Raw genomic sequence first — 14,746 nt, 5'->3', positions numbered from 1 at the left:
TATCACAGCTGTAAAAGAATTTGTTTGTTTCTTTTAGAGAAGAAATGTCTTTCTATCATAAATTACTGATGAAACCGTTTTCCATATTCAGATGGTGAAATTCCCATACATTTCTTAAATAGTCTGCTGAAATAAAGCTGGTCTTCAATTCCTACCATAGCAGATATTTCTTTTAAGGAAAGTTTGTCTTCCTTTATCATAGTAGCCGCTTTCCGTATCCTGAGATTATTCAAATAGCTGGTAATATTTGTTCCCACTTCAGATTTAAAAACCCGACACAAATAGCTGGAACTAAGATTGACATTGGAAGAAATGGAAGCAAGTGTAAGCCGGTGCATATAGTTCTCTTCCAGATAGCTCAAGGTTTTTGCCACATCATCTTTATAATGTCCTTCATTTGAGATAAAAGTCTGATAAATCTTCCTTGCCTCTTCATAGTTTTTTAGATTTTCCTGGTAAGGCATATCGGGAGCAAAGGATTGATACATCGTAAAACGGTTATACAATTTCTTTATCAGCTGCTCAACTTTTACTTGGCTTATGCTCAGTTCCTTCTGTGAAAAAACAACCAGTGCGCTAAAATCACTTAGAACAAGAATATAAGGCTGTAATACTCCCTGTACTGCATCAAGAATCATATCACACAAAAGCTTCCCGGATATGGAAAACGCTTCATTTGAAAGGTATTTTTCGAAAGTGACATAACAGATTGCACAGCTCTTTTCCATAAAAGAAAGATCAGTCTCTGAATGTGCCTGCAAAAATGCCGGAAGTGTAGCCTCTCCCTGAAAAAAGGAGAGGAGCAGACCTGTTTTATCCGAAGAAGTATTTACACTTAAATCAGATCTTTCTCCGGCTTTTTTCTGTAGTTTTTCCGTTGTTTTGTTAAGGCATGCCAAAAGATTATCTGGCTGAATTTTTATTTTCAGCAGATAATCGGCTGCCCCGAGAAGCAACGCACTTCTCACAGAATCAAAATCCTCATAGTTGCTAAGTACCAGAATTTCTCCAGGATATCCCTTTTCCTTCAATGTACGGATTAGTTCCAGCCCATTCATTTCCGGCATTTTTAAGTCTGTAATAATCACATCTGGCTGATGTTTCTGAATCAATGGCATCGCCTCCAGACCGTTTGAGGCAGTTCCGCAGATAGAAAAACCATGTTCTTCCCAGGGAAGGATAGAACGGAGAGCAATTTTTACGATTGGTTCATCGTCTATGATAAGTATGGTATACATATTAATTCCTTTCTGTGTTTTTACATTCTGAAACTGAATCCCTATGGTCAATGTTCAGCTTCGGTAATGTTAAAGTGCAGGTTGTCCCATCACCTGGATGACTTTCAATTTTCAATCCGTATTCCCGGCCGAAGTTCAGCTGAATCCGGTCATTTACATTGGAAACCCCGATTTTTTTGCGATCCTTGTGGGGCGCAAGTGCGGCAGGAGTTACTTCAAACCCTTTCCCATTATCTGTAAGCTCTATCATTATATTTCCATTTTCTTCCCAGCATGTGATCATGATTTCCATGACGGAGCCGTCATCGGAAGAACCATGCATGACCGAATTTTCAGCAAGAGGCTGAAGAATCAGTTTTGGAATAAGGCAGGAAAGTAGTTCATCCTCTTCTGTATGGATGGAATATTCAAAACTTCCTGCATAACGGATCCTGAGAATGGAAAAATAGTTTTCCAAGTTTTCCAGCTCTTCCTGGATGGTAATGTACTCATTTTTATTGGTAAGTGTATTTTGTAAAAGACTGCTAAGTGCCTGGATACCATCACTGACGATCTGATCCTTGTGCATAGCAGCCACAAATCGAAGACTGTTTAAGGTATTAAACAGAAAGTGTGGATTTAACTGGTATTGGAGCATCTGTAATTCTAATTCTCTTTTTTTCTCCTCCTGTTCTTTTTGCTGATGAATCAGCCGTTCAATGGTATCCGCCATATGGTTCATGCTTCCGGAAAGATCAGATAACTCATCCGAACAGGTATCCTGGATCCGGACACTTAAGTCTCCGTCAGAGAGTTTTTTACAAAAATCCAACATACTTCGGATTGGTGATGTGATTCCAAGGTATACGGCTGAGACAATTGCAACACACAGAAGAACCAGAAAAACGGCAACGATCAGAATCCTTTTCAACAAGGTGTAGACTTCCGAATTGATATAGTGATAGGGCATGGTATACACGAAAAGCTGATTCAGATTTTTATTAAAGATATATGTGACCAGCTGTTCCTGTCCGTTTTCATCAATACTGAAGGAATCAGTTTTCTTTGGCAGTCTGTTCTTTATGTTTTCCAGTAATTCCTCATCTGCTTTCTGACCCATTCCTACTTTCCTGTCCCAGGAGGAAAGGATAGTACCATCTGTATTCAGATACATGATATTGGAAGAATCAGCCAAACCAATAGGCTCCAGTACCGTTTTGGAAAAGAACTTTTCATCAATAGAGATCAACGTATAACCAATCACCTGGCTCTGATTGTACTGCTCATAAATTCTACGGCCCAGAACAAGAATGTCCCTGTCACGATAAGTATGAACATAAGCCCATACATCCCCTGTTTCTGTCTCCAGCCGGTCCAGTAGCATATCAACATCCTCCTGATAGAATCCGTCATACCCCAGATCATAAAAGATATTTCCATCTGTATCATATACAGTTATATTTTTTGCCTGTGCAGGATAGATGATCTTACTGCGGATCATGGATTGAATTTCGGTGATTGCCTTGTTTTTTTCCATATCTGCCATATCCTTGTTCAGAAGACCATCTTTGATCTCCTGACTGACACAGATAGAGCCACACAGATACTGGTATTTTTCAATTTCACTGACCATGTTCAGATTGATCATGGACAAGGTCTGTGAAATGGAAGCGGAAAGTTTTGACCTAAGTGCGACTGAAAAAATATGAAAAGAATAGCCGCTGATTCCTGCTAATGGTATAATGGAAATCATCAGAAGCGCAATCATAAGCCTGGTTTTAATGCTGAATTTACGGAATCCCTGGTAATGCCGCCTTTTTCTCATTTTAATATTCCTTTTCTCTTACTATGATCAGTTGATATTACAATCCAAAATTCCTTTGCGTCTAGTATCATACGTTCATTATACAGGAAAAAGACAGGATAATCCATTTAAAATGAAAATGCAAAAAAAACGTACATATATAGCACAAGAAAATCCATATGGGGTAATTTGTACAAGAAGATATTCTATATACAGGAGCGTTTTGTCAATTTACCACAAATACAATCGTGCTTATAATAACATCATCAGGCAAACATAATAAAAAGCCAATTAAAAGGAGGAACCAACCTATGAAAAAAAGATTTGCAGCTTCTGCCATGATCCTTGCCATGAGCGCAGCTACCGTGCTTTCCCCACTCACCGCATTTGCAGAAACAGAAGAACAGGAACTGAATATTGCCATTTTCCAGGGAGGATACGGAGATGCTTACTGGAACCAGATGGTAGAACTTTTTGAACAGAGCCATGAAGGTGTAAAGATAAATATGACGATCAGTCCTACCATCGGAGATATTATCCGTCCACAGATTGTTGCCGGAAATGCACCTGATTTTATCTGTCTCAATGATGGTGGAGAAGACGGTGTAATCCTATCCCTTATCAAAGAACATGCGCTTTTAAATCTGAACGATGTATTTGATGGTGAAAATTATGCCGGAACCGGTACTCTTAGGGATGACATTACAGATGGAATCCTGGAAAGTACAAAATGTGCACCTTATGGAGACGATGAGATTTATCTTGCGCCATTTAACAGCGGTCCGCAGGGTCTGATCTATAATAAAACTTTCTTTGATGAGAATAATCTGGCAGTGCCAAAGACATGGGACGAATTCTTTGCTCTTGGTGATAGCGTAAAAGAAATTGATGGACGTGCACTGTTTACCTATCAGGGAATTTATCCAGGTTATATGGAAGAAATGCTCTGGCCGGCAATCGCAAACGAATGTGGCGAAGATGCACTGAAAAAGATTGCAAATTATGAGGAAGGTTCTTTTAACAACGAAGGTGTATTAAAAGCTCTTACACACATCAAGGAAATTGCAGATAACGGTTATCTCCTTGACGGCACTGTTGGTATGAACCATACCGAATCACAGACAGAAATGATGCTTGGAAAGGCAGCATTCATCACAAACGGAACCTGGATGGAAAATGAAATGCAGGATGCACCAAGAGAAGATGGATTTGAATTTGCCATGGCTCCAATCCCAACCGAGAATGCAGATGACGTACATTATGTATTTGACAGCTGTGAGCAGTTCTCCATTCCGGCAGCTGCCAAGAATCCAGAACTTGCAAAAGAATTCCTTCGTTTCCTGTACAGTGATGAGTCCGTATCTGCATTTGCAGAAGCTTCCGGTGCCCTGTATGCTACAAAGAGTGCTCGTGAAGTAGCAAAAGACAAGCTTTCCACAGCAATTTACAACATGTACGGAATCTATGAAGAAGCCAACGCTTCATCCCTGATCATGAGCTTTGCAGCAGTTCCTGCTGACTGTAAGATCAATCCAAAAGACGAGATCTTCAACCCGATTACTTCTGTTATGAATGATGAAATGACAGTAGAAGAATGGGCACAGAATGTGGAAGACGCTTTTGCTCAGGTTCGTGCAGATATGGAAGCTGCAAACTAATCATGTAAGATAGTTACTTTCAACATATAACATTCAGTAACACATGTTTGGAATTGAACAGTAACACTCCTGGAAAAGCTGCTGCACAATATATGCAGCAGCTTTTCTTGACTCTGATAGCCATAAGATCCGTTGTCCGGCCAAATAATCTGTCGGGCAGCCTAAAATAAAAAAGAGGTGACCAAACGTGGTAAAAAAACCAAAATTATTCATTGCCTTGTGTACACTTCCGGCACTGATTCTTACGATCGTTTTCATGATCACACCAATGCTGAATGCCATTTATCTTTCTTTTACCAGTTCTACTGCACTAAGCGTTGGGTTTAACAGTAAATTTGTATTTTTTGATAACTATATTTACATGTTTCGGGACAAGGACTTCCTTCAAGCCCTGTATAATACCTTCAAATTAATGCTTGTGATCCCCGCTGTGACAATCTTTTTAAGCCTTGTATTTGCGTTTATCCTTACACAGGGACAGTTGAAAGAAAAATCCTTCTACCGTACGGTATTCTTTTTTCCAAGCATCGTCTCCATGACAGTGGTTGGTATTGTGTGGTCATTTGTTTTTAATCCTACAAGGGGAATTCTGAACCATATGCTGGATCTTTTCCATCTGTCTACCTGGAAACATGCCTGGCTGGGAGAAGGAAAAACAGCGCTCTGGTGTATCGGTGCAGCACTGGTATGGCAGGCAGTGGGTTACTATATGGTCATGCATGTGGCGTCCATAGACGGAATTTCCCAGGAGGTTTATGAAGCAGCCTCTATTGATGGTGCAACGGGAGCCCAGAAGTTCTTTAAGATTACCATTCCACTACTTCGGAAATCTATTGGAACAACTTATATCCTTTCTTTGTCCGGAACCATCAATTTAAGTTTTACACTGTCCAATGTCATGACTGGCGGTGGTCCAAATGGAGCATCCAGTGTCCTTTTACAGTACATGTACACCCAGGGTATGCGAAACGCAAACTTCGGATATGCCATGGCCATTGCCATGTTTACTCTGATACTGGCAGTGATTCTTGCCATGATCTCACGTAAACTGTCGTCTGAAAAGGAATAGGAGGAAACTGATGAAAACTGTAAGAACCTGGTGCACCAGAATCCTAATGATTTTGTTCACGATCGTATTTCTATATCCGCTTTTCTGGAATCTGATGTCTGCATTTAAAACCAATGCAGAATATCTGACAGATCCCTATGCACTGCCAGCAGCACTCAATCTGGATAACTTTTTATGTGCCTGGGAAAAAGCAAATATTGCCGCTTATTTTGGAAATTCCATTTTTGTAACAATTGTGTCCACATTTTTATTGCTTCTGTTTGTGATCCCTATTTCTTATGTACTGGCAAGATACCGTTTTGTAGGCAGCAAACTGATTTCTACTATTTATATGGCTTGTATCTTCCTTCAGGCAACTTATATTATGATTCCTCTGTTCCTGGAACTGCAGGCGGTGAATGGTCTTAACAGTCTTCCTGTACTATGCTTGGTATATGCGGTCATGCAATTTCCGTTTTGTATCTTCACTTTACAGGGATTTATGTCAGCAGTCCCACGTGATTACGAAGAATCCGCAAGGATTGACGGAGCTACCAATATTCAGCTTCTGTTAAAAGTGATGGTACCCCTGGCAAAGCCTGGAATAGCAACAATCACCATGTTAAGCGCAATGGGATTCTGGAACGAATACCCCCTGGCTTTGGTGCTGCTCACAGAAGATGCAAAGAAAACCCTGCCAATTGGAATGGCAAATCTGTTTGAAGTGCAGAAATACGCCACTGACTGGGGCGCTTTATTTGCTGGTCTTGTGATTGTTATGATTCCAACAATCATCATTTATCTCATTGGTCAGAGATATCTGCTGCAGGGAATCGGAGCCGGAGGACTAAAAGGATAATTATTTGATATCTTGAAACAAATGTTTATGAATAAGGAGGGAGCAAATGCCAACAGATCAGGAATTGATTAAAGTGGTTCCGTCAAAAAGACAGCTTGCCTATCAGGCTACAGAATTTTATGCCTTTTTTCACTTTGGAATGAATACATATACAAATCGGGAATGGGGAGACGGAACCGAAGATCCGGCAATTTTTAATCCGGCAGAATTTGACGCCAGACAGTGGGTGGAGGCGGCCAAAAGTGCAGGTATGAAAGGTGTGATCCTCACCTGTAAACATCATGATGGATTCTGCCTGTGGCCAACAAAATACACAGCTCACAGCGTAACAGCAAGTCCATGGAAAAACGGGCAGGGAGACATAGTACGAGACGTAGCGGATGCCTGCAGTGAGTACGGGATGAAGTTTGGAATCTATCTTTCTCCATGGGACCGGAACCAGCCTTGTTATGGAAGTGGGAAAGAATACAATGATTACTATATCTCCCAGCTTACAGAACTTCTGACAGGTTATGGGAATATTTTTAGCGTATGGCTGGATGGCGCCTGCGGAGAAGGACCAAATGGGAAAAAGCAGATCTACGATTGGGAGCGCTATTATGCCTGTGTGCGTAAATACCAGCCAGATGCCTGTATCTGTGTATGCGGACCGGATATCCGATGGTGCGGAAATGAAGCCGGTGATGTGCGAAAATCAGAGTGGAGTGTTGTTCCTGCCCGCACTGCACTGGCAGAAAGCGTTCAGGAAAAGAGCCAGCAGTCAGACGATGCTGAATTTCGTCAGCGAAAAATCACCAGTGATATGGAAGAACTTGGAAGCCGGGAAGTCCTAAAAGGAGAAAATGATCTGATCTGGTATCCTGCAGAAGTAAACACTTCCATAAGACCTGGATGGTTCTATCATAAAGAAGAGGACAATAATGTCAAAAGCCTGGAAGAATTGAAACATATTTATCTGGGCTCAGCAGGAGGAAATGCAACCTTTCTTTTGAATATCCCACCAATGCCAAATGGACTGCTCCATGAAAATGACGTAAACCGTCTGAGGGAATTTGGAGAGTGGAAACAGGAAGCCTTTTCCTGTAATCTGGCAAAAACGGCAGATATTTTTTCAAAAGATGAGGATCCGGACCATCCGGTATGCAATCTGCTGGAGGGTACTTCTAATACCTGGTATCAGCCTAAAGATGGTAAAATTCCGACTGAACTTATTTTCTCCCTGCCAGAAGTCAGGCGTGTTGGTTATCTGGTGCTAAAAGAAGCAATCCAGTATAGCCAGAGAGTGGAAGCGTTTCAAGTATCCGTAAAGACAGACGAAAATGTTGATTGGGAAAAGATATATGATGGAACTGTAATTGGATATCAGAAGATCATTCCCGTTTTCCGAGAGAATGTAAAAGAAGTGAAAATTCTGATCCAGGATTTCAGAGTTTTACCACTGTTATCATTTGTGGGAATATACCAAGATCGTGGTCAGTCTGACTAGAAATATATTTCTGGAGAGGATGCGAAGATGGATTATTTATCAATGACTTTTAAGCAGCCGGCCGCCAAGTGGTATGAAGCATTGCCCCTTGGAAACGGGGCAATGGGGGCAATGTCTTATGGACGATTTCAGAATGAAAAAATTGAATTAAACCTTGACACCCTCTGGTCTGGAACCGGGAAGTGTAAAGAAAATCCAAACAGGGAGATTGACTGGGAATTTCTCAGAAATAACATCTTTGATAAAAAATATCAGAAAGCAGAAGATTACTGCCGGGAGAATGTGCTTGGTGATTGGACAGAAAGTTATCTTCCAGCTGGTAATTTAAAGATTGATGTAAAAGTACCTGTATTGACAGAAGCAGGCAGCTATAAAAGACAGCTTTCTTTTAAAGAAGCCATAGAAAATGTGGAGTTTTGCCAGGAAGGAAAGAGATATCAAAGGGAATTATTTGTAAGTATGGCTGAACCTGTTATGGCACTTCATTATCATTCCAGCAAGGATTGTAGCCTTGAAATGGCATTGTCCTTGGAAAGTCAGATACACCATCAGACTTCTTTGTTTGAAAAAAACGGACTTCTTATGGAGGGACAGGCTCCTGTTTCTGTAGCTCCTCCTTATTATTCCTGCAAGAATCCGATTGTATATCAAGAAGGACTTGGAATCCGTTTTGCCTTCTGTCTGTATGTGCAGACGGATGGGAAAACTGTTCAGCAAGAAAACAAGCTGTATATAAAAGATGCCCGGAATGTTTTTGTTTATTTATCTGGACTGACAGACTTTGAACAGAAGGATTTTTATCTATCCCGCAAAAAACAGATGCTGGAACGTTTGAGATTTTGGCAATATGACAGGGTGAAAATGGCACATTTGAAAGAATATGCAAAGTACTTTGATCGAGTAAGTTTTACCCTTAACGACGCCGAAGAAAATAACTTTGTGTTAAAAATGTTCTACTTTGCCAGGTATCTGATGATTTCTTCCTCAAAACCAGGTTCCCAATGTACAAATCTTCAGGGAATCTGGAACCATTCCATGCGTGCCCCCTGGAGCAGTAATTATACGGTAAATATTAACACGGAAATGAATTACTGGATGGCAGAAAAAGGAAATTTGAGTGACTGTCACGAACCCTTGTTCCAGCTCATAGAACGAACGGCAGAAAGAGGGATAAAAACAGCAAAAGATGTTTATCACTTAAATGGCTGGGTAAGCCACCATAACCTGGATATCTGGGGGCATTCCAGTCCGGTGGGACACTTTGGACAGGATGAAAATCCCTGCACCTATTCCATGTGGCCTATGAGTTCCGGATGGTTGTGTCGGCATTTATGGGAACATTATTGTTATACTGCTGATGAAACATTTTTAAAAGAAAGGGCATTTCCTTTAATAAAAGGAGCTGTGGAATTTTATCTTGGCTCCCTGGTTCCATACAAAGATTTTCTTGTGACAATTCCTTCCACGTCACCAGAAAATACTTTTGTAACTCAGGATCATACCAGCCATAGCCTTACCTTTGCTTCCACCATGGACATAAGTATTTTGAAGGAATTGTTTGAAATCTATCTGAAAGCCAGCAAAATTCTGAACTGTACAGATTTATCAGCCCAGGTAAAAGCAGCTCTGAAAAAACTTCCGCCCTGGAAAATCGGAAAAGAAGGGCAGCTACAGGAATGGTTTTATGATTATCCGGAAACGGATATTCACCACAGACATCTTTCCCATTTATATGGCCTGTACCCTGGAAATCTGATTTCCAAGGAGAGTCCAGAACTTCTGAAAGCCTGCCGTGTGGTACTGGAAAGAAGAGGGGATGAAGGAACCGGGTGGTGCATGGCCTGGAAAGCCTGCCTGTGGGCAAAACTTGGTGACGGGAATCATGCATTAAAACTTCTAAAAAACCAGCTGCGTTTTACCAGAGAAGAAGAATGTAGTCTGACAGGAGGTGGCATCTATCCCAATATGCTTTGTGCCCATCCACCATTTCAGATTGATGGGAATTTTGGCTTTGCAGCAGCTGTTCTGGAAATGCTAATCCAATATGAAGGAGATAAGATTCTTCTACTTCCTGCATTGCCAGATGAGTGGACGGATGGGGAAATAAGCGGTCTTAAAGCACCTGGAGGGATTACTATTGGTTTTAAATGGAAAAATAAGTGCGTCACAGAAATATCTTTATATTCCATATGCCGTACAGAATGTATAATCCTGTATAATGGCTGTGAAGAAAAAATAGTTTTAAATGCAGAGGAGATTCAGATATTCACAGGAGCTCTTTAACGGCATTAGCGTCTGAAAATAGGAGCATTGTATCTGTCTGTAGGACTTATAAATACTTCTTATAAAGAAGAATATTGCTTATGGGTAAATTCAGAAGATATGGTTATTGCAACCTGGCGCCCTAATGTAACTTACCTTCCTGAGGAACCAGACATGGTCTGGAAATTTACCGGAACTTTCGAATAAAAAAGATACAGATCTGCAGTAATTACTGTGGGTCTGTATCTTTTTTGTAAATCCGGGTTTTATAGTAGTGGATTTTGGAAAAGGGAATCAACTTCGTGGTGTTGAAAGCTTCTGAGTCAGGGGATGTTCCCGGTAGTACATTCTGGTGAAGTTCAAAAACTTCTGCATATCACCACTGATGTATTTTCCCTTTTTCCAAATCATTCCAATCTTTATGTGTATGGGGGAGCTAAGTGGAATCCCAGTGATACCGAAGGAGATAAATTTATCAATCATGCTCGAGTAGAGGAAGCAGCTGTATTTACAGGTTTTTACAAACTGAAGTGTGGTATGAATCTGGCTGCTACGCATGACTATGTTAGGGATGTAGCCTTCCATTTCAAAGCGTGTTTTAATAAGCTGGTTCTGCACAGAATCAGCATTGAAAAAAATCAAGGATTCTTTTGACATTTCTTTGATCGTAACCACTTCTTTGTCTGCCAGTGGATGATCATTGCTCACACAGAAAACAATCTGGTCGTTAGCCAGAACAGCGTTATGGAATTTGTCAATATTATACTGTTCCATATTTACCAGTGCCAGATCAAGCGTATCGTTCTGGACCAGATTACAGGCACGGACAGACCCATATTCCTCCAGTACAACGGCTATATTCGGATATTCCTGATGAAAGGCTATAAGAAGCTCTGGGAAAAATACGGTGCTAAGCATAGGCGGGATTCCAATACGGAGAGGTGGTTTTACTCTTGCCATGCTGGAATAGTCTGCCTGAAGTTCGTTGCAATATTGAAGAATGTAAGTTGCTTTTTCGTAAAGTTCCTCGCCTTCCTGGGTCAGAATCAGCTGGTTCCCTTTTCGATAGAAAAGGCTGATACCAAATTCAATTTCCAGATCACGGATTGCCACGGACACGGTGGGTTGGGTGACATATAATTCTTCAGCCGCCTTGGTGATGCTGTGGCAGCGGCTTGCCGTACAGAAGTAGCGTAATTGGTTGAGCGTCATAATATAAGTACCCCTAATTCTAATTCATTTTTTCTTAAAAAATACCACATACCTTTATAAAATTCAATATCATATGGCAATATTGCACAAAAAACATTTCCGAAAAATGAGATTATAAAAAATATTTATGGGGACATACAGTCCATTAATTTGTTTTTTTACATGTGCAAAGGTTATAATAAACTCATCAAAGGAAACGTGCACGGCCGGTACCTTTCAAGAGAGATTAATACAAAGAAAAAGAAGTGAAAGGAGATTTACAAATGTCTCAACAAACAATCACACTGCTGTTTCTTGTGTTTACGATCATTAGTTTCATCCTTGAAAAAATTCCACTTGGACTTACCGCTTCAATCTGTGCAATTGGATTGACACTCACCGGAGTTTTGGATGTATCTACCACATTTTCACAGTATGTAAACAGCAACGTAATCCTTTGTGTCGGCATGTTTGTAGTCGGCCAGGCATTATTTGAAACAGGAATGGCAAATAAAATTGGAGGTCTGGTTACCAGATTTGCCAGAACAGAAAGAACGCTGATCATTGCAATTATGGTAATTGTGGGAATCATGTCTGGATTCTTATCCAATACAGGTACAGCAGCAGTTCTGATCCCTGTGGTCTGTGGAATTGCCGATGAATCCGGCTATTCAAGAAGCCGCCTTCTGATGCCACTGGTATTTGCAGCAGCACTTGGCGGAAATCTTTCCATCATCGGCGCACCTGGAAACCTGATGGGTGTAAATGCACTTCAGGAAATGGGGCTTTCCACAAGCTTCTTCATGTATGCACCAGTTGGAGTTCCGATGTTAATTTTGGGAATCCTCTACTTCATATTTATCGGATACAGATTTCTTCCAGATGGAAAAGGAGCAGCAGGGGCAGCAATTGAAGATCAGAAAGATTTCAGCGATGTTCCGAAGTGGAAACAGACCGTATCACTGGTGGTTCTGATACTTGTAATCCTTGCAATGATTTTCGAGGAAATGATCGGAATCAGCATTCAGCTTTCCGCCTGTATCGGAGCAATTGTTCTGGTGCTGACAGGTGTACTTTCAGAAAAAGAAGCTTTGGCTTCCATCGATTTGAAAGTAGTATTACTGTTCGGTGGTTCTCTTGCACTGGCAAAAGCTCTGGATACAACCGGTGCTGGTGAGCTGATTGCGGACAAGCTTGTTGGACTTCTGGGGGCAGATCCGAATCCGGTAATCCTTCTTCTGGTAATCTTCATTGTAACCTGTGCACTGACAAACTTTATGTCAAACACAGCCACAACAGCACTAATGATTCCAATTGCCGTTTCCCTGGCAAACAATCTTGGAGCAGATCCAAGAGCCGTTGTTATAGCAACCGTAATCGCAGGTTCCTGTGCATATGCAACACCCATTGGAATGCCTGCAAATACTATGGTAGTAGGTCTTGGAGGATATAAATTCAAGGATTACGTAAAATCTGGTTTACTGTTGATTCTGGTATCCTTTGCAATTTGTATGATTCTGCTGCCCATTCTTTTCCCATTCTATCCCTAAGGAGTGAGAAGAAAAACAAAACGATATAAAGCGGTAAATTACTGCTTTAGATAAATAACCAAAAATAAAATGCCAAACCATTTAATAATCAGGAGGTAAATCATGACTAAGGAAAATGGAGTTAAAGTATTAACAGATATGGTGGCAGACTTTGTTGCCCACATTGGAAAAAAATTACCAGACGACGTAGTAGCAAAACTGGAAGAGCTTGGCTCCCAGGAAAGCGCAGCGCTTCCAAAAGTACTTTATGAGACAATGACCAAGAATCAGGGACTGGCTGTAGAACTGAACCGTCCAAGCTGTCAGGATACAGGAGTTCTTCAGTTCTGGCTGAAATGCGGAACTAATTTCCCATATATCAATGAGCTGGAAGTTCTTCTGAAAGAAGCAGTTGTACAGGCTACTTTCGCAGCACCATTAAGACATAACTCTGTAGAAACCTTCGACGAGTACAACACCAAGAAAAACGTTGGAAAAGGAACTCCGACAGTATGGTGGGACATTGTTCCAAACAGCGACAAATGTGAGATCTACGCATACATGGCAGGCGGAGGATGCACCCTTCCAGGAAAAGCTATGGTACTTATGCCAGGCGCAGGATATGAAGGTGTTACCGATTTTGTTCTTGATCAGATGACAACCTACGGACTGAATGCATGTCCTCCGCTTCTTGTAGGTGTAGGTGTAGGAACATCTGTAGAGACAGCAGCCCTCAACTCCAAAAAAGCACTTATGCGCCCAATCGGTTCTCACAACGACAACGCAAACGCAGCCAAAATGGAGAAGCTTCTGGAAGACGGAATCAATGCAATCGGCCTTGGACCGCAGGGAATGGGCGGAAAATATTCTGTAATGGGAGTTAATATTGAGAATACAGCCCGTCATCCATCTACAATCGGTGTTGCAGTAAACGTAGGCTGCTGGTCACACCGCCGCGGTCACCTGATCGTAAATTCTGACCTTACAGTAACCTGTGATACACATTCCACATGGAAATTCAACGCATAATCGGAGGGAAAAATCATGATCGAAATCAGAGGAGATAAAAAAGTTCTTATTACACCAGTCAGTGCAGAAGACCTGGCTGACATCAAAATCGGCGATATTGTATGGCTGGACGGAGATCTGATGACCTGCCGTGACGTGGCACACCGCCGTCTGGTTGAGTATGGAAGAGAGCTTCCATATGACATCAAGGACAAGGCTATTTTCCACGCTGGCCCTATCGTTCGTAAGATTGAGGGAACAGAGGATGGCTACGAAATGGTTTCCGTTGGACCGACAACCTCCATGCGTATGGAAAAATTTGAGTATGAATTTACCAAGCTTACCGGCGTAAGAGTAATCGTTGGAAAAGGCGGAATGGGTCCGAACACAGAGCGTGCATGCAAAGAGTTTGGAGCAATCCACTGTGTCTTCCCAGCTGGCTGTGCAGTAGTAGCGGCTACGGAGGTTGAGAAGATCGCGGAGCATCACTGGGACGAGCTTGGAATGCCAGAGACCTTATGGTGCAATAAAGTAAAAGAGTTTGGCCCGCTGATCGTATCCATTGATGCACAGGGACGCAACCTGTTTGAGGAGAACAAGGTTATCTTCAATGAGCGAAAAGAAGCCGCTAAACAGGCAATTTATCCAGAAGTTAAGTTTATCAAATAAGGAGGATCCAAACAA

At 41.5% G+C, this 14,746-nt stretch carries 11 protein-coding genes; 8 read left to right on the top strand and 3 right to left on the bottom strand.

All coding sequences use genetic code 11. From position 1 onward, the window contains the following. Window positions 1–62 precede the first annotated feature (62 nt). Window positions 63–1,238 (bottom strand): response regulator transcription factor, encoded by a 1,176-nt coding sequence (locus tag LIQ05_RS15570; protein ID WP_226822128.1) that lies wholly within the window; start codon window positions 1,236–1,238, stop codon window positions 63–65. Between the two features lies 1 nt (window position 1,239). Further along, a complete protein-coding gene (locus LIQ05_RS15565; protein ID WP_226822126.1) occupies window positions 1,240–3,042 on the bottom strand; it encodes a sensor histidine kinase in 1,803 nt (600 codons plus the stop codon). Window positions 3,043–3,332: 290 nt separating this feature from the next. Between LIQ05_RS15565 and LIQ05_RS15560 the strand changes: the two genes are divergently transcribed. The 5 genes from LIQ05_RS15560 to LIQ05_RS15540 all read left to right on the top strand — a co-directional run bounded on the left by LIQ05_RS15560 (window position 3,333) and on the right by LIQ05_RS15540 (window position 10,355). Further along, window positions 3,333–4,679: a carbohydrate ABC transporter substrate-binding protein gene (locus LIQ05_RS15560; RefSeq protein WP_226822124.1), complete on the top strand. Its 1,347-nt coding sequence runs from the start codon at window positions 3,333–3,335 to the stop codon at window positions 4,677–4,679. 187 nt (window positions 4,680–4,866) lie between these two features. Beyond that, on the top strand, window positions 4,867–5,748 hold the full coding sequence (locus tag LIQ05_RS15555) for a carbohydrate ABC transporter permease (RefSeq protein WP_226822122.1): 882 nt from the start codon (window positions 4,867–4,869) through the stop codon (window positions 5,746–5,748). Window positions 5,749–5,758: 10 nt separating this feature from the next. Beyond that, window positions 5,759–6,586: a carbohydrate ABC transporter permease gene (locus LIQ05_RS15550; RefSeq protein ID WP_226822120.1), complete on the top strand. Its 828-nt coding sequence runs from the start codon at window positions 5,759–5,761 to the stop codon at window positions 6,584–6,586. 46 nt (window positions 6,587–6,632) lie between these two features. Beyond that, on the top strand, window positions 6,633–8,072 hold the full coding sequence (locus tag LIQ05_RS15545; RefSeq protein WP_226822118.1) for an alpha-L-fucosidase: 1,440 nt from the start codon (window positions 6,633–6,635) through the stop codon (window positions 8,070–8,072). Between the two features lie 27 nt (window positions 8,073–8,099). Then, window positions 8,100–10,355 carry a glycosyl hydrolase family 95 catalytic domain-containing protein gene (locus LIQ05_RS15540; RefSeq protein ID WP_226822116.1) on the top strand — a complete coding sequence of 752 codons (2,256 nt, stop codon included), beginning with the start codon at window positions 8,100–8,102 and terminating at the stop codon, window positions 10,353–10,355. 273 nt (window positions 10,356–10,628) lie between these two features. Here the strand turns inward: LIQ05_RS15540 and LIQ05_RS15535 are convergent, their stop codons facing one another. Continuing rightward, window positions 10,629–11,546, bottom strand: coding sequence for a LysR family transcriptional regulator (locus LIQ05_RS15535; RefSeq protein WP_226822114.1), 918 nt, complete (start codon window positions 11,544–11,546; stop codon window positions 10,629–10,631). Window positions 11,547–11,809: 263 nt separating this feature from the next. Between LIQ05_RS15535 and LIQ05_RS15530 the strand changes: the two genes are divergently transcribed. The 3 genes from LIQ05_RS15530 to ttdB all read left to right on the top strand — a co-directional run bounded on the left by LIQ05_RS15530 (window position 11,810) and on the right by ttdB (window position 14,731). Next, entirely contained in the window at window positions 11,810–13,075 is a 1,266-nt protein-coding gene (locus LIQ05_RS15530; protein ID WP_226822113.1) for an SLC13 family permease, read from the top strand. Between the two features lie 102 nt (window positions 13,076–13,177). Further along, window positions 13,178–14,083, top strand: coding sequence for a L(+)-tartrate dehydratase subunit alpha (ttdA, locus tag LIQ05_RS15525; protein ID WP_226822111.1), 906 nt, complete (start codon window positions 13,178–13,180; stop codon window positions 14,081–14,083). Window positions 14,084–14,098: 15 nt separating this feature from the next. Continuing rightward, window positions 14,099–14,731: a L(+)-tartrate dehydratase subunit beta gene (gene ttdB / locus LIQ05_RS15520; RefSeq protein WP_226822109.1), complete on the top strand. Its 633-nt coding sequence runs from the start codon at window positions 14,099–14,101 to the stop codon at window positions 14,729–14,731. The last annotated feature ends 15 nt before the right edge of the window (window positions 14,732–14,746 follow it).

The organism is Blautia glucerasea, from assembly GCF_020537505.1.
Lineage (GTDB): Bacteria > Bacillota > Clostridia > Lachnospirales > Lachnospiraceae > Blautia_A.
This window is presented reverse-complemented; position numbering and strand designations above follow the sequence as displayed.